This window comes from Burkholderia stabilis (genome assembly GCF_001742165.1).
GTDB classification, from domain to species: Bacteria; Pseudomonadota; Gammaproteobacteria; order Burkholderiales; family Burkholderiaceae; genus Burkholderia; species Burkholderia stabilis.
This window is the reverse complement of the sequence record NZ_CP016442.1, coordinates 1,520,673-1,545,570: the sequence shown is the minus strand read 5'-3', so window position 1 is coordinate 1,545,570 and position 24,898 is coordinate 1,520,673. Positions and strand designations below refer to the sequence as shown.

Genomic DNA, 24,898 nt, shown 5'->3' with positions numbered 1-24,898 from the left:
CGCGCATCCGGCCCGTTCCAGCCATGTAATCCACGCGCGCAACGACTCGACCTGGAGGCGAATATGAGCACCACCCCATCGTCCGCCTCCGCGGATTCGACCACCGAAGCCACGGCCCAGTCGCCTGCGCGCCAGTACATCGACGCGGTCCTCGAACAGTCCTTCCGGCATCTGTTCGGGCCGACCGCCACTCCGGAGCAGCCTCGCAAGCATGGCGTCGTTTCGATCGCGAAACTGACCGCCGTGCTTGCCGAGTATCTCGCCCCGGACGAAATCAAAGAGGTCAAGGCGGCGTTCCACTTCAGCGACGAAGCCCACCTCGGTCAATATCGCCAGAGCGGCGAACCCTACATCACCCATCCCGTCGCCGTCGCGGAAATCTGCGCCGGCTGGAAGCTCGACGCGCAGGCCGTCATGGCTGCGCTGCTGCACGACGTGATGGAAGACCAGGGTGTGACCAAGAACGAGCTGGCCGAGCGGTTCGGCCCGAAGGTCGCCGAACTGGTCGACGGCCTGTCGAAGCTCGACAAGATGGAGTTCCGCAGCCGCGAGGAAGCGCAGGCGGAAAACTTCCGCAAGATGCTGCTCGCGATGGCGCGCGACGTGCGGGTCATTCTCGTCAAGCTCGCCGACCGCCTGCACAACATGCGCACGCTCGGCGCGGTGCCGATGGAGAAGCGCCGCCGCGTCGCGCGCGAAACGCTCGACATCTACGCGCCGATCGCGCACCGGCTCGGGTTGAACAACACGTATCGCGAGCTGCAGGACATGAGCTTCGCGAACTTCAACCCGCATCGCTACGCGACGCTCGAGAAGGCCGTGAAGGCCGCGCGCGGCAACCGCCGCGAAGTGATCAGCAAGATCCTCGAAGCCGCGCAGCGTGCGATGGCCGACGCGAAGATCGACGCCGAAATCACCGGCCGCGAAAAGACCATCTACAGCGTCTACCGGAAGATGCGCGACAAGCAGCTGTCGTTCTCGCAGGTGCTCGACGTGTACGGCTTTCGCGTCGTCGTCGAGAGCGCGCTCGACTGCTACACGTGCATCGGTGCGCTGCATGCGCTGTACAAGCCGGTGCCCGGCAAGTTCAAGGACTACATCGCGATCCCGAAGATCAACGGCTATCAGTCGCTGCACACGACGCTCGTCGGCCCGTTCGGCGCGCCGATCGAGTTTCAGGTGCGCACGCGCAAGATGCACGAGATCGCCGAGGCCGGCGTTGCCGCACACTGGCTGTACAAGAACGGCAGTGCCGATCTGAGCGACGTGCAGAAGCGCGCGCACCAGTGGCTGAAGTCGTTGCTCGACATCCAGAGCGAAGCGGGCGATTCGAGCGAATTCCTCGAGCACGTGAAGATCGACCTGTTCCCGGATGCGGTCTACGTGTTCACGCCGAAGTCGAAGATCATGGCGCTGCCGCGCGGCGCGACGGCGCTCGATTTCGCGTATTCGATCCACAGCGATCTCGGCAACCAGTGCGTGGCCGTGAAGATCAACAACGAGCTGCTGCCGCTGCGCACCGAGCTGAAGAGCGGCGACATCGTCGAAGTGATCACGGCGCCGTATTCGAAACCGAACCCCGCATGGCTCGGTTTCGTGCGTACCGGCAAGGCGCGCTCGGCGATTCGTCACTACCTGAAGACGATGCGCCTGAACGAGTCCGTGCAGCTTGGCGAGCGGCTCGTCGACCAGAGCCTGAAGGGTTATGGTCTCGCGCTGGCCGACGTCGGGCCGGAAGTGTGGGAGAAGCTCGTGCAGTGGACGGGCAACAAGAGCCGCCAGGAAATTTTCGCGGACATCGGCCTCGGCCGCCGCGTCGCCGCGGTGATGGCCAAGCGCATCGAGGTGCTGATGAGCGGCCGCGACGCGGACGACGACCTGCCGAAGTCCGAGCGGCATCCCGCGCATCATGCGCCGCCGGTCGTGATTACCGGCACCGAAGGGATGTCCGTGCAGTTGTCGGCCTGCTGCCGGCCGATTCCGGGCGATGCGATCATGGGTTATATCGGCATCGGCCTGGGCATGGCGATTCATACGACCGATTGCCGCGTGGCGCAGCGTATCCATCGCCGCGATCCGGGCCGCTGGATCGACGTCGAGTGGGCGCCGCAGCCGGGCCGCCTGTTCGATGTCGCGGTGAAGGCGCTCGTGAAGAACACGAAGGGCATCTTTGCTCGCGTCGCGGCGGACATCACGTCGGCCGACGCAAACATCGTCCATATCGCGATGGACGAGGATCTGACGCACGAATCGACGGTGCTGCGCTTCGTGATCCAGGTCAGCGACCGTGTGCATCTCGCGAACGTGATGCGGCGCGTGCGGACCAATCCGGACGTGATGCGGATCATGCGCGAGCGCTCGACCGACGACGGCGCGCATGCGCGCCACGACGGCGGCATGCGTATCGAGCGTGAGCGGCAGGATTATTGACGTGGGCCCTTGCGGGCGATCGTTCAGCGGCGGCTAATGGCCGCCGTTTTCATTTGTGCTGCGGCAGGGGGATTGCGGCTTTGCCGGCATCTTTTCGAAGCCGGTCGGGCGCGAGCATGTCGAGGCGAGGGTGAAAGGGCGGGAGGGACGCAGAAAAGAAAAAAGGGCTTTCCCGGAGGAAAGCCCTTTTAAGGTGGCGCGGCTGGCAGGATTCGAACCCACGACCCCTTGGTTCGTAGCCAAGTACTCTATCCAACTGAGCTACAGCCGCACGCAAAACGGTACTGCTTCAACTGTCGGAACCTTCTGCGATGGGAAGGCCCCCAAAAAGATGGCGCGGCTGGCAGGATTCGAACCCACGACCCCTTGGTTCGTAGCCAAGTACTCTATCCAACTGAGCTACAGCCGCACGCAAAAACAAAAATACTACTGCTTCGAACTGAAAGGGCCTTCGGTTGGGAAGGCCCTCGAAAAAAGTGGCGCGGCTGGCAGGATTCGAACCCACGACCCCTTGGTTCGTAGCCAAGTACTCTATCCAACTGAGCTACAGCCGCACGCAGAAGCGAAATTATAGCAGGGTTGTATAAAAAGGGAAGCCTTATTCGCGAATTACGTTGCGCGGCCTTGCCGGGGCGCCCTTCGTGTACCCTTGGAGCATCAGTCATCCACGTGTTGAATCTGCATCATGAACAAGGCGTTTGTCAAAGAGTCGGACGGTGACGACGACGATCTCGACCAGGCTCAGCCCGCGATTCCGGCGGGGGCGAAGAACTACATCACGCCGGCCGGCCACAAGCGGCTGAGGGACGAGCTGTTGAGCCTGATCGATGTCGAGCGTCCCGAGGTGGTGAAGCTCGTGTCGTGGGCTGCGTCGAACGGCGACCGGTCGGAGAACGGCGACTACATCTACGGCAAGCGGCGGCTTCGCGAGATCGATCGCCGCATCCGCTTCCTGACGAAGCGGCTCGATCTTGCGGAAGTCGTCGACGCGAGCCGGCAGGAAAATGTCGACCAGGTGTTCTTTGGCGCGACGGTCGATTACGAGACGCCGGACGGCGAGGATCACACGATCACGATCGTCGGGATCGACGAGGTCGATCTGGATCGCGGCTGTGTCAGCTGGATTTCGCCGGTCGCGCGTGCGCTGATCAAGTCGAAGATCGGCGATACCGTCACGCTGATGACGCCGGCCGGCCCGCAGCCTATCGACGTGCTCGACGTCCGTTATCCGGCGCCGGGCAACGCCTGAGCCGCGACCGCCGCATTCCCGCAAAGAAAAAGCGCCCCGGCGGGGCGCTTCGTCATCCGGCGCGCAGCAACGGCGCCGGTCGCTCAGAAGCGATGGCGCAGGCCGGCCGTGACCGCGATCTGCTTGTTGGTCGATGACGCGGCGCCCAACCCGTTGATGTTGGCGCCGAGGTCGAGGCCGTCGTTGTTGACCTTCTGGAATTCGCCCTGCAGGTACACGTCGGTGCGCTTCGACAGCGCATAGTCGGCTTGCAGGTTGAACTGGTGCCAGGTCGGCTTGTCACCGGCGAGACGGCCCTGCGTGTACGTATAAGAGCCGGCGAGCGACAGTGCCGGCGTCAGTGCATAGCGACCGTTGAGTTCATAGTTGCTGAAGCGGGCGGTGCCGCCGAGGCCCGTGATGCCGCCGGATACGCCGGACTGGCCTGCGCTGATCGCGCGGATGCCGGTCAGGCGCGTCTGCGTGAACACGAAGCCGACGGTGGCGGGGCCGAACCCGTAATTCAGGCCGGCGCCCCAGGTGCGTTGCACGCGCGATGCGAAGGTCCAGTCGCCGGTTACGGCGCCTGGATCGGTCGCGGCCTGCGCGAGCGCGTTCACGTCGCTGTTCAGTTGCAAGTAGGCCGCGGCGAAGTTGAAGCCCATGTAGCTGTACGACACGCCGCCGCTATACGCGCGGTTGTTCGCGAACGCCGTCGAGTTCGAGAACCCGTACAACGCGCCGAACTTGAGGCCGCCGTAGTTCGCGCTCTGATACTTGACCGAGTTGTTGATCCGGAACGAGTTGTTCAGGTTGTCGTTGTCGAACGGGTGGGCGAACTGGGTGCCGCCGTATTGCGTACCGGTCAGCGACAGCGGCCCAAGATAGTCGACGACGCTGTCGTACTGACGGCCGAGAGTCAGCGAACCGTAGCTGTCGTGCGCGAGCCCGACGAACGCCTGGCGGCCGAATTCGCGGCCGTTCTGCTTCAGCGCGCCGTTGTTGATGCCGAAACCATTTTCCAGCGTGAAGATCGCTTTCAGGCCGCCGCCGAGATCTTCGGTGCCGCGCAAGCCCCAACGGCTGCCGTTGACCGAGCCGCTCGTTTCCTGCCAGGCGCTGTGGCCGCCCTGATTGTTCGTGTAGGTGATGCCGGCGTCGATCAAGCCGTATAGCGTAACGCTGCTTTGTGCATGTGCTGCCGTAACGAATACACCCGACAACGCGGTGACGATCAGGGTTTTTTTCATGGATCTGTCTCCAAACAGGATGATGTCGATCGAACCTGCTGCGGAACCGGCATGCTTGCGTGATGTTGTGACCGGCCCGGCAGAGCGGCGGTGCGCTTATCAGAAAGCCATTTGCAGTGTGCGGAGTGCGCGGAGCGGGGGAGACTTACGCTTTAAGCAATAATGTATTTTGGAATCCGCAAAGATCAAAAGGCACGCGGAAATCGTTGTGCATCAAGGGTTTGCGGCGGTGCAGCGAGGGAAAATACTGGTCAGGACTACGGAATTGGCGTTGCGCGATCGCGACAGGCGATCAACTGCGGGGCGTGGCAGCCATAGCGCGATTATTGACACATCGGCAATAGAGGTTTGTGTGGAGCATGGATAATGAAAGGTAGTTCTCTCGCTATACTGCGATCTCTGCTTTCCGAAGCAGACTTTTTCGTTGACGGAAAAGATCTCCAAACCTTTGTCGGCGCGACTTCCCAGTCGCGCTTTTTTTTTGCCCCGCTTCCCCGTGCGCTATTGCGCGTACGAGCGCCGCTTGCGCTTGGCCGCAGGCGCGGCTTCCTCGGTTTCGGTCGGTGGCGGGGTATAGGTCCAGTCTTCCATCACGTAGTGACGGGCATCCAGCGGCGATGCGAGCAGGTTCTGCCAGTGATCGCCGTGCCAGGTCGTATCGAACTCGGTGTCGCACGGCGCTTCGTGAGCGGCCTCGGCCAGGGCGCGGGACTTGCGGCGTACGCGCCCGAGCCGGCTCGCGAAGCGCTTGATTCCGTCCAGCCACATGACCGTCTCCTTCCTTTCGGCGTTGCATCAGCATCGCAATCTCCCCGGATTTCCGCAACCCGGAAAAAACCCGAGGATTTTACCGGGTCGATTTGTCCCCGGTAGGAATTTCGTTGTCGAGATTATCGGTGATCCGATCCCGGTAATATTGACAGGTTTTTGATGCGAATCAATTAATCGAAGGCGTTGGTGTACCGATTCCAATGGTATTAGCGATTTTTTGATAAAGAAGTCGTGAAAAATTTTCTTGACGCACCCGGATTGTCCAATTTATAAAGTCAGCACTCCGTCCTCGGGCGGCGTGCTGGTAAAGGTGCTGGCGCAATGTTTCGGGATTTCGGGAAACGGCTATAAAAATAGCTTTTTTGATCTAATCGAGTGGGGAACGAAGACATGGATACCGGTATCGTGAAATGGTTTAACGATGCTAAAGGTTTCGGCTTTATTACGTCGGACAATGGCGGTGAAGATTTGTTTGCGCACTTTTCCGAAATCAAGATGGACGGCTTCAAGACGCTGAAGGAAAACCAGCGCGTTTCCTTCGACGTGAAAGTCGGGCCGAAAGGCAAGCAGGCAGCGAATATCCAGGCGGTCTGACGCGCCACGCATTGCCGATCACGTCCGGCCCCCGCATTGCGGGGGCTTTTTGTTTTCCGGGGGCGAACATAACGGTCCGGGCTGGCCGCGAACACGCTTGCCGGGCATACTCACGGGAGCACCGATTCCCTGTCTTTTCATGTCCGATTCCCGCCCGTCCGATCCCGCCTGCGAACAGCCACTCGTCTTCGTCGACCTTGAAACCACCGGCGGTTCGTCTGCCGAGCACCGCATCACCGAGATCGGCGTGGTCGAAATCGGCCCGCTCGGGGTGTCGACGTGGACGACGCTCGTCAATCCCGGCCAGTCGATTCCGCCGTTCATCCAGCAACTGACCGGTATTTCGGACGCGATGGTGCGCGACGCGCCGTCGTTCGCGTCGCTCGCGCCGGCGCTGTTCGAGCGACTCGACGGCAAGTTGTTCGTTGCGCACAACGCGAGCTTCGACCGCGGTTTCCTCCGTGCCGAATTCGAGCGCGCCGGCTTTGCGTTCAATCCCGATGTGCTGTGTACGGTGCGGCTGTCACGCGCGCTGTTCCCGCGCGAACCGCGGCACGGGCTCGACGCATTGATCGAGCGGCATGGCCTCGTTCCGGCTGCGCGCCACCGGGCGCTGGCGGATGCCGACCTGCTCTGGCAGTTCTGGCGTCAGCTGCACGACATCGTGCCGCTCGAGCGGTTGCGTGACCAGATCGCGCGTACGACACGCCACTTCCGTTTGGCCGGCGATCTGACCGAAGCGTGGCTCGACACCGCGCCGGCAGGGTGCGGCGCGTATGCGCTGTTCGGGGAAGGTGACGAGGCGCTTTACGTCGGCCGCAGCGTGCGTGTGCGGCAGCGGCTGCGTGCGCTGTTGACCGGCGAGCGTCGATCGTCGAAGGAAATGAGGCTCGCGCAGCAGGTGCGGCGCGTCGAATGGCGCGAGACCGGCAACGAACTGGGCGCGATGCTCGCGGAAGCGCAATGGATCGCGCGGCTGCGCCCGTCGTACAACCGGCGTCCCGCGGCCGCCACCCGTGCGGGTGACGCGCCCTGGCCGTTCGACGGTGCCGTGGCGTTCGAGGCGAACGGCGAGCGCCGGCTGTTCCACGTGATCGACGGCTGGCGCTACCTCGGCTCGGCGGAGTCGCTCGACGCGGCCGCGCGGCTCGTGGCCGACGGCGCGGATGGTGCGTTCGAACCCTTCACCCATCGCCTGCTGCAGACGCATCTCGCACGCGGGCTGCAGCTGATCCCGATCGCTGCGCTCACGCCCGCCGGCTGAGCGCAGCGGCAGGCCGGGCCTGCCGCGTCAGCCGATCGCGCTTGCGCCGCCGGCCGAGCAGACGTGCGACAGCGCGATGTCGAGTGCCCGCGTCTGCGTCGAGTCATAGCGCGTGAGCGTTTTCCAGTTCGCGATGCTGCGCGCGAGCCGCGCCTGGCAATGGGGCGCGTCGCGTAGCGGCGCGACCTGTACAAGGCCCGCGAGCATCTTCTGCGTCAGCCGGTCGAGCGCCGGGCGCGTGCTGGTCGCGAGGTCGGGCGGTGCGCCTTCAGGCGGCCGCGTCGCACGCCAGGTCGCGAACAGCGTGTTCTGCACGTCCTTGCTCGCGGCGATCTGATCTTCGAAGAACGCTCGTGCGAACACCGGGTCGACGCCGGCCTGGGCTGCGCGTTTTTCCACCGATGCGAGCAACTCCGCTTCGCGCGGCCGGTCTTCGATCGCCTTGTGATTTGCCCATTTCCAGCGCGCGACCGGCTCGGCGAGCGCGAGACGCTGCGATGCGAGCGCGACGACATTGGTGAGGGCGGTATCGTTGCCGTCTGCGCTGGCGAGACGTGGAGACGAGAAGAGGGCGGCGCCGAGCACGGCGACAGCGAGGCTGGCACGAATGGCTTGCTTCATCGGAACGATCGGGAGAGCCGGGTGGCCCGGACGTGGAAAACCAGAAGAATAGACGAAGACAGTCGCGCGGCGTAGCGACGCGACAGAAGAATCAGCAGGCGACCTGATCCGGCACCGTCAGGCTATTGCGGCCCGGGTGCGAGGCGAATTGCGCGCGATGCGCAAGGATGAACCGCACGATAGCGATGATCGACACGTGGCGGTTACAGAACCGGACAGTCGTTCACTTCGGCGAGTACAGCTTGTGCTGCTCGTCGAAGAATGCCCGAACATGCTCGGGCAATTCGGCGAGGAATTCCACGCCGACGGGTTCCGGATCCGGGCTCATCACTTGCTCGGGCGGTGGCATGCGAGTTGGTCTTTCGTCCATGGTCGTTTCTCCAGCAGGTTCGATGATTATCAACCTCGTGGTTGGATTTATGCCAGAGACGAATCGTTAGATTTTGTCTCTGTTGTATTAACGGCACATGCGCTGTGACGCGACTGCGATGCTGACTATTGCATCCTGGGCAATCGGCAACAATCGAGCCGCTTGTTATACTTCCGCGCACTTTTTCCTGGGCCGCAATGAAACGAACGACGCGATGGATCAGCCTCGTATGGCTGGCGCTGGTACTGAATGTACTGTCGCCCGTCATCGGCTACGCGCGTCTTGCGTCGAGCGCCTCCGGCGAGCTCACGCTCGAATTGTGCAGTGCAGCGGGCGCACGCCAGGTCGTGCTCGCGCAAGCGGGTGGCGACCACGACACGTCGTCGTTCGACCATGCCGGCATGGCGCACTGCGTGTACTGCCCCGGCTTCGCGGCGAACGTGGCGCTCGGTACGAGCCTGCCTGCGATGCCAGGCTTCGTGCGGACGTTTGCCTACCGCGTGGCCGCTCCGGCCGTTCCCGATTTTCCCCGCAAGGGCATCCGTCTCGCGCAGCCGCGCGCCCCGCCTGAAAACACCCCGATCTGATTGATGTCGTTCGCGCGCCCCGTTGGCGCGCGTGCCGCCCGCGGCCGGGTCCGCGTGCCGCGCGTCCGTGCGCGGCGCGTGCTCGCGTCCGGCGGCGTCCGATCACGTTTTCAGGAATCCACCCATGTCGTACACCTTTGTCGCGCGCCCGTCGCGCGGCCGGCTCGCGCTCGCATGCGCGGCCGTTTTCGCGTGGCCCGCCGCCCACGCGGCATCGACGGACAATGCACGCGTCGATGCGCCCCGCGATGGCGTCGAGCGTCCCGCCGGCGCTGCCGCACCGGCTTCCGCGGCCGCCGCCGTGCCGCTCCCGCCGACCGGTGACACGCTGACCGCCGTCAGCGTGACCGCGCAGCGGCAACCCGTCGATCCGGATACGCCGGCCGTCGTCGAATCGATCACGCGCGAGCGGATCGAGACGCATACCAACGTCACCACCGAGGATGCGCTGAAGTACGCACCGAACCTGATGGTTCGCAAGCGCTACATCGGCGACCGCAACAGCGTGTTCGCGGGGCGTGACTTCAACGAACTGCAGAGCGCGCGCGGGCTCGTCTACGCCGACGGCGTGCTGCTGTCGAACCTGCTCGGCTCGAGCTATGCGTACCCGCCGCGCTGGTCGCTGATTCCGCCCGACGACATCGCGCGCGTCGACGTGCTCTATGGCCCCTTTTCCGCGCTGTACCCCGGCAACTCGATCGGCTCGACCGTGCTGCTGACGACGCGCCGCCCGGAAAAACTTGAAGCGTCGCTGTCGACGCAGTTCTTTACGCAGCGCTACCACGACGGCTACGGATTCGCGGACAGCTTCGGCGGCAATCACCAGACCGCGCGGATCGCGAATCGCGTCGGCCGGTTCTGGTTCTCGCTGTCGCTCGACCGGCTGGAGAACAACGGTCAGCCGATGCAGTATGCGAGCCCCAATTCCGCATACAACCCGAAGCTCGGGCGCGCCGTACCCGTGACGGGCGCCGCGACCGACATCGGGCCGAACGGCAAGCCGCGGACGATCGTCGGCGCGCAGACGATCGAGCGGACCGAGCAGCTCAACGAGACGGTCCGGATGGGCTACGCGTTTACCGACCACGTCGACGCGACGCTCACGCTCGGGCATTGGGAGAACCATTACCGGCAGCACGGCGAAACCTTCCTGCGCGACGCGGCCGGCAATCCGGTCTACGGCGGCAACGTGTCGATCGGCGGCCAGAACATGACCGTCGCGCCGAACGCGTTCGCGCCGCAGCGCGGCGACCAGGAGAACTGGCTGTACGCGCTCGGCCTGAACGGCCGGCTCGATTCCGGCTGGCGGCTGTCGGGCGTCGTGTCCGCGTACGACGTGTCGCGCGACGTGCTGCGCGCGGCGTCGACCGTGCAAGGCGGCGCGGGCACGCTGTTCCAGGGCGACGGCACCGGCTGGCGCACGCTCGACCTGAAGGCCGAGGCGCCGGAAGTGAAGCGCCACACGTTCACGTTCGGCTATCACTACGACAACTACTTCCTGCGCAACGTCACGTACAACACGGCCGACTGGCTGGCCGGGCCGACCACGTCGCTCGCGAGCGTCTATCAGGGCGACACGCGCACGCAGGCGCTGTTCGCGCAGGACGCGTGGCGCTTCGCGCCGGGCTGGCTCGCGACGCTGGGGCTGCGCTACGAGCGCTGGGATGCCTACGGCGGCGCGCTCGGCAACGCGGCCGGCACGCTCGGCTATGCGGATCGCAGCGCGAACGCGCTGTCGCCGAAAGTCGCGCTGCAATGGGATGCGACGGAGGTCTGGCGCTTCCGGCTGTCGTTCGCGACCGGCACGCGGTTTCCGACGGTCGGCGAACTGTTCCAGGGCACGATCTCGAACAACGCGATCGTCAACAACAACCCGAACCTGCGGCCCGAAAAGGCGATCGACTGGGACTTCACGGCGGAACGTGACGTCGGTGTCGGCGTCGTGCGCGCGAGCGTGTTCCAGAGCGACCTGCGCGATTCGATCTACAGCCAGACGACCGTGTCGGGCGCATCGACCGTCACCAACGTCTCGAACGTGGATCGCGTGCGCGTGCGCGGCGTCGAGCTCGCGTTCAGCGGCGAGAACGTCGGGCTGAAGGGGCTGGCCATCGACGCGAACGTATCGGCGAGCAACGCGCAGATTCTGGCCGACGCCGCGAATCCCGCGTATGTCGGCTCGCGTTTCCCGCGCATTCCGCGCATGCGTGCAAACCTGCTCGCGTCGTATCGCTTCGACGAGCACTGGCTCGCGAGCGTCGGCGTGCGTTACTCGGGCCGCCAGTTCAACACGCTCGACAACAGCGACGTGAATCCCGATGTCTACGGCGGCACGAGCTCGTTTACGGTCGTCGACCTGAAGGCGCGCTACCGCTTCGACCGTCACTGGACCGCATCGCTCGGCATCGACAACCTGACGGACCGCCGTTACTACGTGTTCCATCCGTATCCGGGCCGCACTTTCTATGGAGAACTGAAATGGTCGCTGTGAAATCGTTCGCGGCGGGCTGCGCGCTGTGGCTCGCGGCGCTGTCGCCCGCCGGTGCGCACGACGCACCGAAGGCCGCCGATCCGCATGCTGCGCACATGGGCATGCAGGCCGCGCCCGCTCAGCAGAAACAGCCGCTCGCGACGGGGGCCGCGTTCGACGCGCGTCACCGGCTGTGGGTCGCGTGGGTCGAGGGCGCGCACGTCGTCGTCGCGCATTCCGACGATGCGGGCCGCACGCTGTCCGCGCCGGTCACCGTCAACGCGATGCCGGAACCGGTCTACACGAGCGCCGAGAATCGCCCGAAGATCGCGACGAGCCCGGACGGGCGCGCGGTGTACGTGTCGTGGTCGACGCCGCTCGATGCGCCGTACACGGGCATGGTGCGTTTCTCGCGATCGCTCGACGGCGGCGCGACGTGGAGCGTGCCCGTCACCGTGCATCGCGACCGGCAGGCGATCACGCATCGCTTCGACATGATGGCCGTCGATCCGGCCGGCAACATCGCGATCGCGTGGATCGACAAGCGCGATCTCGTCGCCGCGAAGACGGCGGGGCAGGCGTACGAAGGCGCGGCCGTCTATTACGCGGTGTCGCATGACGGCGGCGCGTCGTTCGAACCCGAGCGAAAGGTGACGGACCACACGTGCGAATGCTGCCGGATCGCGATGGCGATCGACCCTGCCGGGCATATCGAGGCGGCCTGGCGCAACGTGTTCCCGGGGCAGATCCGCGATCATGCGCTCGCCGTGCTGCCCGTATCGGCGTCGGAGCCGATCGTGCCGGTGCGGGCGACGTTCTCGAACTGGCACGTCGAGGCGTGCCCCGAGCATGGGCCGGCGCTGGCGATCACGCCGGACGGCACGCGTCATCTTGCGTGGTTCGGCGTCGTCGACGGTCGTGCCGACGTGTTCTATTCGCGCATCGGCGCCGACGGTCAGCCGCGCGGCACGCCGTGGGCCTTCGGCGTGAACCCGGTCGTGCCTGGCGAGCAGGCGTCGCATGCGGCGCTTGTTGCGCGCGGCGATGTCGTGTGGCTCGCGTGGAAGGCGTTCGACGGCGATGCGATGCAGATCAAACTGCGCCGCTCGGACGATCGCGGCGAGCACTGGTCGGCGCCGCGCGTGATCGCGTCGACGTCGGGCGCGAGCGACAACCCGCAACTGCTCGACGATGCGGGCCGCCTCTACCTGTCGTGGCGCACGCGTAACGACGGTTATCGGCTGATCGCCGTGGAGGGCGCGCAATGAAATGGCTGATTGCATTGATCGGCGTCGTGCTCGCGAGCGTGCCGGCATGGGCCGGCGGCGAACTGCAGCCGCTGCGCGCGGCCGACGTCGCGCGGTTGTATGCGGCGGCGCACGAGCGGCCGCTGGCGGTCGAGATCTGGTCGCTCGATTGCGGATACTGCCGCGAGAACGCCGCGCATCTGGTCGCGTGGCAGCGCCGTCATCCGGACGTGCAACTCGCGATGGTCGCGATGGATGCGTACGACGACAACGGCGCGGCGATCTCGCAGGCGCTCGCGCAGATGAACCTGCCGCCGCAGGTCGCGCAGTACGCGAACGCGGAGCCGATGCCCGAGCGTCTGCGGGCGGCGCTCGACGCGGGGTGGCGAGGGGAAATGCCGCGCACCGTGTGGATCGGGCGCGATGGCGCACGCGAAGCGCGCAGCGGATTGCTGGCGGCCGACGTGCTCGATGGCTGGTTGCAGCGCGCGAAGCGCTGAAAGGGCCGGCGGCGCGCGGCGTACACGCCGCGCGCCGGCCTGATGCGAAAACGCGCCCGAAGGCGCGTGGAGAGAATCGTCAGGCCGCTCGCTTGAATAGCCGGATCACGAACAGCAGAATCACCGCGCCGACGACCGCGACGATCACCGAGCCGATGAAGCCGCTGCCGATGCTGATGCCGAGCAGCCCGGCCAGCCAGCCTCCGATCACCGCGCCGACGATCCCGACGATGATGTCGACGATCAGGCCGAAGCCGCCGCCCTTGACGAGCAGTCCTGCAAGCCAGCCGGCGATCGCGCCGATGATGAGCCACATAATCAAGCCATGAGTCATGGTGGTCCTCTCCTTGGGTTGAGTCGAAATGACCGGACGCCGGCTGTCGCGCCGCAAGCTGGGTGAAGGCGGCATTGCGACCCGCCGCGCCGCCCACGCAATGTAACGCGATAGACGGGTCAGAATCGTTAAGTAATGTTATGCACCCTTAAGCCGATTTTCCAGGAAATTTGTCTGCTCACAGCGCGGTGCGTGCGCGGACGATGCGCGTCGAAATGAGTTTGTAAGAAAGTGGCCGCCGGCGAAGCCGGCCGGCCAGACGCTTCATCGTGTGTGCGTCGTTGCCGGCTTGCACGTGTCGGGTAGTCCGTCGCTTGCGTCGGCGATCAACCGTGCGATGGTTGCGGCATCGCCGATCGCCTCGATCGACAGCAGTGCGAAGCGGGCGAGAAAGAGCGGTGCGTCGGCTTCGCCGATACGCGTCATCGTGTGGCACAGGGCGGTGTAGTGGGTATCGCGTTCGGCGTCGGTCATCATGCGGTCTCCTGAAGATGGGTTGACGCGACCGGATGGAGCGCGCGTTCGAGCGCGGCGGCTACATCGTCGGCGCGTGCGTCGTGCCAGCGGCCGAGTACGTGCCCGTCCGGGCGCACCAGATAGACGGTGCCGTCGCGCGCGCCGTACAGGTCGAACAGCCGGCCGTCTTCATCATGGCCGCGGCAGGCCGGGTGCTGCGACGCCGCATGCCGTGCGAGCGTGACGAGCGCGAAAGGTATAGGTGCGTCCTGCAGGCGCCGTTCGAGATCGACCAGCGACGGATCGGGTACGCCATCGGCCGTGAAGCAGAACGCGGTGAAGCGCGGGGCGACGAGGTCGGTCAGATGGCCGCGACGTGTGCCGCCCTCGAGCGCCGTGCAGAGCATCAGCGGGCATTCCGCGAGCACGGTGCCGGGCGCCGGGCCGGCCGCGAAGGCGTCGCGTTCGGCCGCGTTGAGCGGCGACGTTGCATACGCAATCGCCGATGTCTGGCGCGGGTTGATCAGCGAGCGCAGCGCCGGATGCCGAACCGCGAGTGTCAGCACGGCCTTGCGCATCAGTTCGAATGCGAATGACGGCGGTGCCATGAACTCGGTGCTCTTCGTGCCGTAGCGCAGGTTCTCGTGCGTCGCGAACACGCGCTCGTCCGAGTAGCTGTCGAGCAGCGCGTCCGACGCGAGGCCGCGGATCGCGTATGCGAGCTTCCATGCAACGTTGTCGGCGTCGTCGATGCCAGAATTCGCGCCGCGTACGCCGAAGATCGGCACGAGATGCGCGGCGTCGCCGCAGAACAGCACGCGGCCGTGCCGGTAGCGTTCGAGCGTCAGCGCATTCGCCTTGTAGATCGTGATCCAGATCGGCGACCAGTCGCCGCGCTCGCCCATCATGTCGAGCAGGTTCTGCACGCGCGGGATCACGTTCTCGGGTTTCACGGCCGCGTCGGCATCCTCGTCGTCGCGCAACTGGTAGTCGATCCGCCACACGTTGTCGGGCTGCTTGTGGACGAGCACGGTCGAGCCCGGGTTCGACGACGGATCGAAATAGGCGAGCCGTTCGGTCGGCCGGTCGCTGTCGAGCGCGATGTCGACGATCACGTAGCGGCCTTCGTAGCTTGTGCCCTGAAGCGACAGGCCGAGCGCGTCGCGCATCGTGCTGCGTCCGCCGTCGCATGCGACGACCCAGTCGGCGTCGAGCGCATAGCCGCCGAGCGGCGTGTCGATGTCGAGACGCACGCCGTCCGGCTGCTGCGTTACGTGAGCGACCTTCGACTGCCAGCGGATCTCGATCAGTTCGGGACGGCGCAGCGCGGCGTCGAGCAGGAACTGTTCGATGTGGTACTGCGCGAGATTCACCATTGGCGGCAGCTTTTGGTTCTCGTCCTGCGGCATCGTGAAATGCAGCACTTCATCGTGCCGGTAGAAGCTGCGTCCACCGGTCCACGGCAGCCCGACGCGCAGGAAATCGTCGAGCGCGCCGAGCCGTTCGATGATCTCGAGGCTGCGCCGCGAGATGCAGATCGCGCGGCTGCCGTGGCAGACCGAATCGTCGGCCTCGATCAGTACGCTGCGGATGCCGTGGTTCGCGAGACCGAGCGCGACGGCGAGGCCGACAGGGCCGCCGCCGACGATCGCGACGCGATGCCGGCGCGTATCGACGCCGTCGTCGCAGGCCGGCAGATGCGCGGGATGCCGCTCGGCGACGAACGGGTAGGGCTTGAATTCGATGTCCATCGTTGGTTTCCAGGGTGGTCTGGTTCGACGCGTACGCATCGACGCTGCGATGCGCGCAACAGGTCGATGCAGTATGGAAGCCGGCCGGGACTTCGTTGTCCCCATTCGGGGTACAGCGGGAGGAAGGATGGGTGGCCGCGATGGCTCAGTGCAGGCCGATACGGATCAGCGCTGCAGGCACAGCGCAAACAGCTCGCGCTGGCTCGTGATGCCGAGGCGCCGGTACGCGCGCTTCTGGTAGGTCACGACGCTCGATGCCTTCACGCCGATCGTCTCGCCGATCTCGTGTGCGGTTTGACCTTCGAGTACGCCGCGCAGCACGTCGAGTTCGCGTTTGGATAGCGCGGGGCACGCACTGCGCAGCCGGGCGAGCATCGACGACGGGATGCCGGTCTGCGTCGCGCCGGCTAGCGCGTAGTGATGTTTCGCAGCATGAGCGATCAGCGGCGCGAGCGTTTCGATCACCGTGATCTCGCGCGGCTGGAATGCGCCGCTGCGATCGGCGCGGTACAGGTTGATCGACAACCAGATCGCATCGTCGGGCTGCATCAGCAGCGCGAGCCGGTCGGACACGTCGGGTCCGCGATAGCAGGCCGCGCGATACGCTTCGTGGCCGATTTCGTTGCCGGCCTGGTGATGCAGCAGCAGATCGTGTTGGTGTGTGCCGCGAGGTGCGGTCGACACGATCTGCTGGTTGCCGTCGAGTGCGTAGAAGTGTCGTGCGTAGGTGTCGGCGATGTCGCGCAGGTAACGGCCGCCGCGATGATCGGCGACCGACATCGTGCGCGGACGGTTGCTGAATTCATACGCGAAGATCGTGCACTGCGTGACGGACAGCGCATCGTCGAACAGCTTCAGGACTTCGGTCGCGAATGCGTTCGGCTCGGTGTCGCCGATCGCGGCGACGAGGCCTGTCGCGCGGGACACATCCAGTTGCCCGGTGAGATTCGGTCGCTCGAGACGCCAGGTGCGCATGATGCGGGGGAAAGGGCGGAGTGGTCCGGCGATTGTAATCGGCGGCGTGCGATGCGGGAGTCGGGAGATGCCCGCAAGCAATGACGCGGGGAGAAGGCGGACGCACGATTTCGGCGCCGGAAAAGAGAAAAGGTCTGACAAGCGATGCTTGTCAGACCTTTATGTCTTGGTGCCGGAGATAGGAGTCGAACCTACGACCTTCGCATTACGAATGCGCTGCTCTACCAACTGAGCTACACCGGCAGCAGAGAAATGAAATTATATGGTGAAATCCGAGATCTTGGCAATAGGTTTTGCGAAATTTTTTTCAGCTTGTTGCTGCTGATGTTTCGCGAAACCATCGATCCGGCGGACTTCCCGCTTTCACTTCACGGCGATGCAACCGGTCAGGGCCACATCGCGAGGCGCGATTGTACTTGCGTGCCGTGCCTCCGTCCAGTGCTGCAGTGCAAATTATTTCGCGTCGTCGTGATAGCCGGTGACGCGCTCGACTTCGTTCTTCGAACCGAGGAACACGGGCACGCGCTGGTGCAGGCCCGTGGGCTGCACTTCCATGATGCGCTGCGTGCCGGTCGTCGCGGCGCCGCCCGCCTGTTCGACGATGAACGACATCGGGTTCGCTTCGTACATCAGGCGCAGCTTGCCCGGACGATCGGGCGTGCGCTTGTCGGCCGGGTACATGAAGATGCCGCCGCGATTCAGGATACGGTGCACGTCGGCGACCATCGATGCGATCCAGCGCATGTTGAAGTTGTCGCCGCGCGGGCCGTCCTTGCCGGCGTTCAACTCGTCGACGTAGCGCTTGACCGGCTCGTACCAGTGGCGCGCGTTCGATGCGTTGATCGCGTATTCGCGCGTGTCGACCGGGATCTGCATGTTGCTCTGCGTGAGCACCCACGAGCCGACTTCGCGGTCGAGCGTGAAGCAGTTCACGCCGTTGCCGGTCGTCAGCACGAACACCGTTTGCGGGCCGTAGACCGCGTAGCCGGCCGCGACCTGCTGCGTGCCCGGCTGCAGGAACGATTCCTCGGTTGCCTGCTTGCCGTCCGGGCACCGCAGCACCGAGAAGATCGTGCCGATCGACACGTTCACGTCGATGTTCGACGAGCCGTCGAGCGGGTCGAACACGAGCAGGTATTCGCCGCGCGGGTAGTTCGCGGGGATCGGGAAGAACGTTTCCATTTCTTCCGATGCCATCGCGGCGAGGTTGCCGCCCCATTCGTTCGCGTCGAGCAGGATTTCGTTCGACAGGATGTCGAGCTTCTTCTGCACTTCGCCCTGGACGTTCTCGCTGCCGGCGGTGCCGAGCGCTTCGCCGAGCGCGCCCTTCGACACGTTGTAGCTGATCGCCTTGCACGCGCGTGCGACGACTTCGATCAGCAGGCGCAGGTCGGCGGGGAGGTTGTTGGTCTCACGTTGCTGTTCGATCAGGAACTTCGACAGCGTGGTGCGGCGGGCAATGGACATGACAGACTCCGAAAGGCCAAAAGAATCCTTGAATGGCCGCAATTTTACCCGTCGCGCCTCCCGGGCCGCCGGCTTTTTTCGTCCGGTTACATGCCCGGACGGGCGGATCGGCTCGATGGCCGGGGCGGGCGACGGGCAGGGCGCGGGCGGTTGAGGCGGCAAACCGCGCGGTCAGACCCCGCGATTGCGCCCGGTTCCGGCGGCGCGCGCGCAATAAAAAAGCCGGCGCCGCAACAAGGCGGCGCCGGCTTGATCGCGCAAGCGCGATGCGGTCGATCGCGTCAGGCGAGCGCTTTCTCGACGATCTCGCGCACGTCGCGCGATTTCGCACCGGCGGCGACCTGCTCGAGCGCTTCGCGCATCCGGTCGCGCAGCGCGGGCGTGAAGCGGCGCCACAGTTCGAGCGAGCGCGCGAGGCGCGCGGCGACCTGCGGATTGATCGCGTCGAGCGCGAGCACCTGTTCGGCCCAGAACGCGTAACCCGAGCCGTCCGCCGCGTGGAATTGCGCGGGGTTGGCCGCGCAGAAGCTGAAGATCAGCGAGCGTGCGCGGTTCGGGTTCTTCAGGTTGAAGGCCGGGTGCGCGAGCAGCTTGCGAACCTTCGCGAGCGTCGGCTGCGCGGGCGTGCCGCGCTGGGCGGCCTGCATCGCGAACCACTTGTCGATCACGAGCGCTTCCTTGTCGAAGCGGCGGTAGAAGTCGTCGAGCGCATGCTCGGCCGGCTCGTTCGCGCCCGCGGCCGCGGCGGACAGCAGCGCGCCGAGCGCAGCCGCGCGATCGGTCATGTTGTTCGCCGCGTCGTACTGCGCGGTCGCGAGGCGCACGGCGTCGGCCGGATCGTCGAGCTCCGCGAGGTACGCGAGCGCGAGGTTCTTCAGCGCACGGCGGCCGGAAGCTTCCGGCGTCGGCTCGTATGCGCCGGGCGTCTGGTGCTGCTCGTACGCGGCGAGCCAGTCGGCGCGCAGCTCGGTTGCGAGCCGGCGGCGCACGAACAGGCGCGCGCGATGCACGGCGGCCGGGTCGGCTTCGGCCATCTGGTCGGCGAGATAGGTTTCCGACGGCAGCGTCAGCGCGAGTTCGCGGAACGCCGGCGACAGCGTCGCGTCGGTCAGCACGCGGCGGAACGCGGCGATGAAGTTCTCGCCGAGCGTGAGCGGCTCGTTCGCGCCAGCGCGTGCGGCGAGCGTCAGCAGTGCACGCGTCGCGAGGCGCTGGCCGGCCTCCCAGCGGTTGAACGGATCGCTGTCGTGCGCGAGCAGGAAGGCGAGGTCGTCGTCGCTGTAGTCGTACTCGACGATCACCGGCGACGAGAAGTTGCGCAGCAGCGATGGCAGCGGCGCTTCCGGCACGTCGACGAACGTGAAGGTCTGCTCGGTGTCGGTGAAGTCGAGCACGCGCGTCGTGCCCGATGCGGCGGCTTCGCCGTCCAGACGCAGCGGCAGGTCGCGGCCGTCGCGGCCGATCAGGCCGATCGCGAACGGAATCAGCAGCGGCCCCTGCTGCGTTTCGCGCGCGGCCGGCGACGCGTCGCCGTAACCCTGCGCGAGCGTGACCGTATAGCGGCGCGCGGCTGCGTCGTACGCGGTGCGCACCGACACGCGCGGCGTGCCGGCCTGGCTGTACCAGCGCTCGAACTGCGCGAGGTCGCGCCCGTTCGCGTCGGCCATGGCGTGACGGAAGTCGTCGCAGGTCACCGCGTGGCCGTCATGGCGCTTGAAATACAGGTCCATCCCCTTGCGGAAGCCGTCGCGGCCGAACAGCGTCTGGTACATCCGCACGACTTCCGAGCCTTTTTCGTAGACGGTCATCGTGTAGAAGTTGTTGATTTCGACGTAGCTCTCCGGGCGCACCGGATGCGCCATCGGGCCCGCGTCCTCGGCGAACTGCAGCTGGCGCAGCACGCGCACGTCCTCGATGCGCTTGACCGCGCGGGCCGCCGAGTCGATCTCGTCGCCCGCGGCCATGTCGGCCGAGAATTCCTGGTCGCGGAACACGGTCAGGCCTTCCTTCAGGCTCAGCTGGAACCAGTCGCGGCAGGTCACGCGGTTGCCGGTCCAGTTGTGGAAATACTCGTGGCCGACCACCGATTCGATGTTCGCGAAATCGGTGTCGGTCGCGGTTTCGGGGTTCGCCAGCACGTACTTCGTGTTGAAGATGTTGAGCCCCTTGTTTTCCATCGCGCCCATGTTGAAATCGCCGACCGCGACGATCATGAAGCGGTCGAGATCGAGCTCGAGGCCGAAGCGCTTTTCGTCCCAGCGGATCGAGTGGATCAGCGAATCCATCGCGTGACGCGTCTTGTCGAGATCGGCCGGTTCGACCCACACCTGCAGCAGCTTTTCCTTGCCGGAGCCGCTCGTGATCTTTTCCTCGATCGCGACGAGCTTGCCCGCGACGAGCGCGAACAGGTAGCTCGGCTTGCGGAACGGGTCTTCCCACTTCGCGAAGTGACGGCCGTCGGGCAGGTCGCCCGAATCGACGAGGTTGCCGTTCGACAGCAGCACCGGGTAAGCGGCCTTGTCGGCGCGCAGCGTGACCGTGTACGACGCCATCACGTCGGGACGGTCGAGGAAGTAGGTGATGCGGCGAAAGCCCTCGGCTTCGCACTGCGTGAAGAAGTTGCCGCTCGACACGTAGAGGCCCGACAGCGTCGTATTCTGGTCGGGCGCGCATGCGCTTTCGAGCGTCAGCTCGAACGCATCGGGGACGTTCTCGACGGTCAGCCCGTGCTCGTGCGCGCGCACGGCGCCGTGCGGCGCGCCGTCCAGCCGTGCGCCGAGGAATTCGAGCGCCTCGCCCAGCAGTTCCAGGTGCGGCGCCGGCGCGGCATCCGGATTGCGGCGCACGCGCATCGTATTCCTGACGATCGTGCGGGCCGGTGCGAGATCGAATTCGAGCGCGACGGAATCGATGAGGAAGGCCGGCGGCGTGTAGTCGGCGCGGCGGATCACGGTGGAGGAAGCGTTGTCGGACATGGTCGTCGAGATCGGTGGAGTGGGGGACGGGCCCGCGGCACGGGCCGGGCGAACCGGGCCATTGTACAAAGCCTTGCGGCTGCGTGCCGGGCGAACTTTTTACCGGTTCCGGCAGTCCGCGTATTATCGGCATCCCGTCCGGTTCGCGCGGTGCGACGGATGGGTGACGGATCGACGAGGATCAACATGAAACGCGAATGGATTCAACGCGGTGCGGGCTGGGCGGCGGTGCTGTGCGTGGCGCTGCTGACCGGCTGCACCAGCTACGTGACGACCCAGGTCACGGCCTTCTCCGACTGGAGCGGCAGCGACGCGACACGCACCTATGCGTTCACGCGCACCGATGCGCAGAAAAACAGTATCGAGCAATCGACCTACGAGCCGATCGTCGCGAGCGAGCTGTCCGCGTATGCGTTCCGGCAGGTGCCGCAGGCGCAGGCGCGGTATCTCGTCGGGCTGACCTACACGGTCGGCAGCGATCTCGTGACGGTGCCGCAGCCGGTCTACTACGATCCGTGGTTCGCGCCCGGGCCGTACTGGCGGCGCGGGCCGTGGGGTCCGTGGGGCCCCTGGGGGCCGATGCCGGCCGGCTACGTCGCGCAGACGTATCAGGTGTTCGACTACACGCTCGGCATCCGCATCACCGAGCGCGCAACGGGCAAGGAGGTCTACAACGTGTCCGCGCGTACGACCGGCGACAACGGCACGCTGCTGTATGCGATGCCGTTCCTCGCCCGCAGCGCGCTCGCCGATTTCCCGCTGTCGAACGGCTCGGTCCGTTCGGTCCGGTTGCCGGTCGACAAGCGCGGCGGGCCGGCGGCGCCGGCCGCCAACGAGCGCGCGGTGCCGGCTCCCCCGGCGTCGGGCGCGGCGGTCGCGAAGTAACGCAGCGCCCGCATCGGCGCGGCCGCCCGGCCGCGCCGGCTACATCCGTCCGTCAGACCCCGATACCGAGCAGCGCCAGCGCGCCGAGCACCACGAACAGCACGGCCGCGATCCCGTGCACGAGCTTCGTCGGCAGGCGGTGCGCGAAGCGGTCGCCGAGCAGGATCGCGGGCACGTTCGCGAGCATCATCCCGAACGTCGTGCCGGCCACGACGCCGATATAGTCCTGAAAGCGCGCGGCCAGCGCGACGGTCGCGATCTGCGTCTTGTCGCCCATCTCCGCGAGGAAGAACGCCACGAGGGTCGCGCCGAACACGCCGAGCCGCGAGCGGTTGGCGTTGGCTTCGTCGGCATCGAGCTTGTCCGGCACGAGGATCCACAACCCCATCGCGATGAACGAGAATGCGAGCGCCCAGCGCATGATCGACGGCGTGACGAGCGCGCCGAGCCATTCGCCGAGCGCGCCTGCGAAACCGTGATTGACGAGCGTCGCGACGAGCACGCCGAGGATGATCGGCACCGGCTTGCGATAACGCGCGGCCAGCACGAGGGAAAGCAGTTGGGTCTTGTCGCCGATTTCAGCGAGGGCGACGGCGCCGGTGGAGATCAGGAAGGCTTGGGACACGTGTGGGGTTCCGCGGGCCGATGTTGTGCGTGCGAGCGACGATCCACGGCGCGCCGGGCCCTGATGCGGCGCACTGTGAACCATCGGTCTCGCCAGGCCTAGGTGGCTGCGTCCGCCATGGCCGAACGAACGGCCAAGTCTGTTGACGGACGCCTCCGTCACGATGCGCGCCGTTGGCGCGAGGCATCGAGCGGAGCGGCTACTCCCCAATGAGCGGCGAATTCTAGCACGGCGCGTCGCGCGCGGGAAAGCGGCCTCGCGGCGTGGCGGGAAACACCGGGCGCGTGGCGCCTTCGGCGGCCCGGCATGCGCGGCGGCGGATGCCCGCGCACGCCGGGACGGTGCCCGGCGGGCCGTTACGCGGCTGCGGAGCGGCGTGCGGCGCCGCGTTCGTGGACGAGTGCGCCGGCCGCATAGGTGCGGTACACCGCGCGGTCGTCGCCGAGCAGCGCGAACGCGAACAGCAGTTCCTCGAGCGAATCCGCGCGCTTCGTGCGGCGCGCGAGCAGCGGCGTGGCCTGCGGATCGAGCACGACGAAGTCGGCCTCGGTGCGCGGCTCGAGCGTGCCGACCGTGTCGGCGAGGTCGAGCGCCTGCGCGGCGCCGGCCGTCGCGAGCCAGAACATCCGCGTCGCGGTCAGGTGGTGGCCCGACAGCCGCGCAACCTTGTGCGCTTCGTTCATCGTCTGCAGCATCGAGAACGACGTGCCGCCGCCGACGTCGGTCGCGAGCGTGACGGGCACGTCGTGTTCGCCGGCCTTGTCGAAATCGAACAGCCCGCTGCCGAGGAAGAAGTTCGACGTCGGGCAGTGCGCGACGACGGTGCGCGTCTCGGCCATCCGGCGGCGGTCCTCGTCGTCGAGGTGGATGCAGTGGCCGTACACCGCGCGCGGACGCAGCAGCCCGTAGCGGTCGTAGATGTCGAGATAGCTGCGATGGCCGGGGAACAGCTCGGCCACCCATTTCACCTCGTCGACGTTTTCCGCGACGTGGCTCTGCACGAACACGTCCGGATGGCGGCGCGCGAGTTCGCCGCACGCTTCGAGCTGTGCCTCGGTCGAGGTCGGTGCGAAACGCGGCGTGAGCGCGTACATCTGGCGGCCCTTGCCGTGCCAGCGGCCGATCAGCTCGGCGCTGTCGTCGTAACCCGATTGCGCGGTGTCGCGCAGGAATTCGGGGCAGTTGCGGTCCATCAGCACCTTGCCCGCGATCATCCGCAGGTCGCGCGCGTCGCTCGCCGCGAACAGCGCATCGGCCGACTGCTTGTGCACCGTGCAGTAGACGAGCGCGCTCGTCGTGCCGCAGGCGAGCAGTTCGTCGACGAAGAAGTCGGCGACTTCGCGCGCATGCTCGGGGTCGCCGAACTGGCGCTCGGTCGGGAACGTGTACTTGTCGAGCCACGGCAACAGGCCCGGCGCCGGCGACGCGATCATGTCCGTCTGCGGATAGTGGATGTGCGTGTCGATGAAGCCGGGCACGATCAGCTTGTCGCGCAGGTCATGGACGATCGCGTCGCGCGCGAGCGTCGCGGCGAGCTGCGCATACGGGCCGGCCGCGACGACCTTGCCGTCGTCGACGATCAGGAGGCCGTCGGTCTCGTAGTTCGCGGCCTGGCTCGATTGTGCCGGGTCGCCGTTGAAGGTCAGCAGTTGGGAACGAAAAGCGGTTTGCGTCATGACGAATGGTCCTGCATCAAGGTAAGGCGAACAGAAGAAAGCGAGCGACGCCGCGCGGGCGACGGCATGGATGGCGACGCCCGCGCGGGGGCGGGGCGGCGTTTCGCGAGTGACCGCGCCACGCTGTGTGCGGCACGGCCGGAGGCGATTGCGCGGGCGAACGTGGCGGCCGCCGGCGCGTGACTGCCGGCGAACCTGCCTGCGCTGGCGATCGCGATCGATGCGGCGGCGAACGGCATGGCAAGCCACGGCAGCAGGCGCCGGCGGGCGGCGACGAACAGCTTCGCCGCCACGCGTGCGACGCCCGAGCGGCGCGCGTTCATGCCTGGCGCATACAGACGCACGCGACCCGCCCGGCGCAATGCCGGACCGGAGTTCGCGAAGCGGATGCCGTTGCCGTGTTTCATCTGTCTAGCGCACCTCGA

General features: G+C 66.1%; 22 protein-coding genes, 4 tRNA genes and 1 riboswitch. Of the genes, 9 read left to right on the top strand and 17 right to left on the bottom strand.

Going from position 1 to position 24,898, the window contains the following annotated elements; genetic code table 11:
- Positions 1 to 63 precede the first annotated feature (63 nt).
- Positions 64 to 2,430, top strand: a complete 2,367-nt coding sequence (locus BBJ41_RS07190; RefSeq protein WP_069745927.1) for a RelA/SpoT family protein — start codon at positions 64 to 66, stop codon at positions 2,428 to 2,430.
- Between the two features lie 194 nt (positions 2,431 to 2,624).
- Here BBJ41_RS07190 and BBJ41_RS07185 read toward each other — a convergent pair.
- From BBJ41_RS07185 to BBJ41_RS07175, 3 genes are all read right to left on the bottom strand, one after another.
- Positions 2,625 to 2,701 (bottom strand) — tRNA-Arg (locus BBJ41_RS07185).
- Positions 2,702 to 2,762: 61 nt separating this feature from the next.
- Positions 2,763 to 2,839, bottom strand: a tRNA-Arg gene (locus BBJ41_RS07180).
- A 68-nt stretch (positions 2,840 to 2,907) separates the two neighbouring features.
- Positions 2,908 to 2,984, bottom strand: a tRNA-Arg gene (locus tag BBJ41_RS07175).
- Between the two features lie 131 nt (positions 2,985 to 3,115).
- Between BBJ41_RS07175 and greB the strand changes: the two genes are divergently transcribed.
- Positions 3,116 to 3,679, top strand: a complete 564-nt coding sequence (gene greB / locus BBJ41_RS07170) for a transcription elongation factor GreB (protein ID WP_069745926.1) — start codon at positions 3,116 to 3,118, stop codon at positions 3,677 to 3,679.
- An 83-nt stretch (positions 3,680 to 3,762) separates the two neighbouring features.
- On the opposite strand, the gene BBJ41_RS07165 is transcribed toward greB, so the two are convergent.
- Together BBJ41_RS07165 and BBJ41_RS07160 are read right to left on the bottom strand one after the other, a co-directional pair.
- Complete coding sequence (locus BBJ41_RS07165) at positions 3,763 to 4,908, bottom strand: porin (RefSeq protein ID WP_069745925.1); 1,146 nt, start codon at positions 4,906 to 4,908, stop codon at positions 3,763 to 3,765.
- Positions 4,909 to 5,409: 501 nt separating this feature from the next.
- Entirely contained in the window at positions 5,410 to 5,676 is a 267-nt protein-coding gene (locus BBJ41_RS07160) for a hypothetical protein (RefSeq protein ID WP_069745924.1), read from the bottom strand.
- Positions 5,677 to 6,069: 393 nt separating this feature from the next.
- On the opposite strand from BBJ41_RS07160, the gene BBJ41_RS07155 reads away from it, so the two are divergent.
- Together BBJ41_RS07155 and BBJ41_RS07150 are read left to right on the top strand one after the other, a co-directional pair.
- The gene (locus tag BBJ41_RS07155; protein WP_011351289.1) at positions 6,070 to 6,273 is read left to right on the top strand and encodes a cold-shock protein; all 204 of its coding nucleotides are present in this window, start codon (positions 6,070 to 6,072) and stop codon (positions 6,271 to 6,273) included.
- A gap of 139 nt (positions 6,274 to 6,412) precedes the next feature.
- A complete protein-coding gene (locus BBJ41_RS07150; RefSeq protein WP_069745923.1) occupies positions 6,413 to 7,537 on the top strand; it encodes an exonuclease domain-containing protein in 1,125 nt (374 codons plus the stop codon).
- A gap of 27 nt (positions 7,538 to 7,564) precedes the next feature.
- Here the strand turns inward: BBJ41_RS07150 and BBJ41_RS07145 are convergent, their stop codons facing one another.
- Positions 7,565 to 8,158: a chorismate mutase gene (locus BBJ41_RS07145; RefSeq protein WP_069745922.1), complete on the bottom strand. Its 594-nt coding sequence runs from the start codon at positions 8,156 to 8,158 to the stop codon at positions 7,565 to 7,567.
- Positions 8,159 to 8,381: 223 nt separating this feature from the next.
- Positions 8,382 to 8,486, bottom strand: a complete 105-nt coding sequence (locus BBJ41_RS41115; RefSeq protein ID WP_162484450.1) for a chorismate mutase — start codon at positions 8,484 to 8,486, stop codon at positions 8,382 to 8,384.
- Between the two features lie 239 nt (positions 8,487 to 8,725).
- Between BBJ41_RS41115 and BBJ41_RS07140 the strand changes: the two genes are divergently transcribed.
- The 4 genes from BBJ41_RS07140 to BBJ41_RS07125 all read left to right on the top strand — a co-directional run bounded on the left by BBJ41_RS07140 (position 8,726) and on the right by BBJ41_RS07125 (position 13,329).
- On the top strand, positions 8,726 to 9,115 hold the full coding sequence (locus tag BBJ41_RS07140) for a DUF2946 domain-containing protein (protein ID WP_069745921.1): 390 nt from the start codon (positions 8,726 to 8,728) through the stop codon (positions 9,113 to 9,115).
- 124 nt (positions 9,116 to 9,239) lie between these two features.
- Positions 9,240 to 11,603 (top strand): TonB-dependent receptor, encoded by a 2,364-nt coding sequence (locus BBJ41_RS07135; protein WP_069745920.1) that lies wholly within the window; start codon positions 9,240 to 9,242, stop codon positions 11,601 to 11,603.
- Complete coding sequence (locus BBJ41_RS07130; RefSeq protein ID WP_069745919.1) at positions 11,591 to 12,850, top strand: sialidase family protein; 1,260 nt, start codon at positions 11,591 to 11,593, stop codon at positions 12,848 to 12,850. Before BBJ41_RS07135 ends, BBJ41_RS07130 begins: the two co-directional genes overlap by 13 nt.
- Positions 12,847 to 13,329 (top strand): thioredoxin domain-containing protein, encoded by a 483-nt coding sequence (locus BBJ41_RS07125; protein ID WP_069745918.1) that lies wholly within the window; start codon positions 12,847 to 12,849, stop codon positions 13,327 to 13,329. The genes BBJ41_RS07130 and BBJ41_RS07125 overlap by 4 nt, the downstream gene beginning before the upstream one ends.
- A 79-nt stretch (positions 13,330 to 13,408) precedes the next feature.
- Here BBJ41_RS07125 and BBJ41_RS07120 read toward each other — a convergent pair whose 3' ends face one another.
- The 7 genes from BBJ41_RS07120 to pepN form a co-directional block, all read right to left on the bottom strand.
- Positions 13,409 to 13,663, bottom strand: coding sequence for a GlsB/YeaQ/YmgE family stress response membrane protein (locus BBJ41_RS07120; RefSeq protein ID WP_027788093.1), 255 nt, complete (start codon positions 13,661 to 13,663; stop codon positions 13,409 to 13,411).
- A 264-nt stretch (positions 13,664 to 13,927) separates the two neighbouring features.
- The gene (locus BBJ41_RS07115) at positions 13,928 to 14,140 is read right to left on the bottom strand and encodes a hypothetical protein (protein WP_069745917.1); all 213 of its coding nucleotides are present in this window, start codon (positions 14,138 to 14,140) and stop codon (positions 13,928 to 13,930) included.
- Entirely contained in the window at positions 14,137 to 15,870 is a 1,734-nt protein-coding gene (locus tag BBJ41_RS07110; protein ID WP_069745916.1) for an FAD-dependent oxidoreductase, read from the bottom strand. Before BBJ41_RS07110 ends, BBJ41_RS07115 begins: the two co-directional genes overlap by 4 nt.
- Positions 15,871 to 16,035: 165 nt before the next feature.
- Positions 16,036 to 16,845 carry a helix-turn-helix transcriptional regulator gene (locus BBJ41_RS07105; protein WP_069745915.1) on the bottom strand — a complete coding sequence of 270 codons (810 nt, stop codon included), beginning with the start codon at positions 16,843 to 16,845 and terminating at the stop codon, positions 16,036 to 16,038.
- A gap of 167 nt (positions 16,846 to 17,012) precedes the next feature.
- Positions 17,013 to 17,088, bottom strand: a tRNA-Thr gene (locus BBJ41_RS07100).
- A gap of 210 nt (positions 17,089 to 17,298) precedes the next feature.
- Positions 17,299 to 18,312, bottom strand: a complete 1,014-nt coding sequence (locus BBJ41_RS07095; RefSeq protein ID WP_069745914.1) for a class 1 fructose-bisphosphatase — start codon at positions 18,310 to 18,312, stop codon at positions 17,299 to 17,301.
- Positions 18,313 to 18,593: 281 nt separating this feature from the next.
- Positions 18,594 to 21,287, bottom strand: a complete 2,694-nt coding sequence (gene pepN / locus BBJ41_RS07090; RefSeq protein WP_069745913.1) for an aminopeptidase N — start codon at positions 21,285 to 21,287, stop codon at positions 18,594 to 18,596.
- A 186-nt stretch (positions 21,288 to 21,473) separates the two neighbouring features.
- On the opposite strand from pepN, the gene BBJ41_RS07085 reads away from it, so the two are divergent.
- The gene (locus BBJ41_RS07085) at positions 21,474 to 22,172 is read left to right on the top strand and encodes a DUF4136 domain-containing protein (protein WP_069745912.1); all 699 of its coding nucleotides are present in this window, start codon (positions 21,474 to 21,476) and stop codon (positions 22,170 to 22,172) included.
- A gap of 52 nt (positions 22,173 to 22,224) precedes the next feature.
- Here the strand turns inward: BBJ41_RS07085 and BBJ41_RS07080 are convergent, their stop codons facing one another.
- The 3 genes from BBJ41_RS07080 to BBJ41_RS07070 all read right to left on the bottom strand — a co-directional run bounded on the left by BBJ41_RS07080 (position 22,225) and on the right by BBJ41_RS07070 (position 24,880).
- The gene (locus BBJ41_RS07080; RefSeq protein WP_047900090.1) at positions 22,225 to 22,797 is read right to left on the bottom strand and encodes a TMEM165/GDT1 family protein; all 573 of its coding nucleotides are present in this window, start codon (positions 22,795 to 22,797) and stop codon (positions 22,225 to 22,227) included.
- 77 nt (positions 22,798 to 22,874) lie between these two features.
- Positions 22,875 to 23,017: riboswitch (yybP-ykoY riboswitch) on the bottom strand.
- A 136-nt stretch (positions 23,018 to 23,153) separates the two neighbouring features.
- On the bottom strand, positions 23,154 to 24,473 hold the full coding sequence (guaD, locus tag BBJ41_RS07075) for a guanine deaminase (RefSeq protein WP_069745911.1): 1,320 nt from the start codon (positions 24,471 to 24,473) through the stop codon (positions 23,154 to 23,156).
- The gene (locus BBJ41_RS07070; RefSeq protein ID WP_069745910.1) at positions 24,470 to 24,880 is read right to left on the bottom strand and encodes a hypothetical protein; all 411 of its coding nucleotides are present in this window, start codon (positions 24,878 to 24,880) and stop codon (positions 24,470 to 24,472) included. Before BBJ41_RS07070 ends, guaD begins: the two co-directional genes overlap by 4 nt.
- Between the last annotated feature and the right edge of the window lie 18 nt (positions 24,881 to 24,898).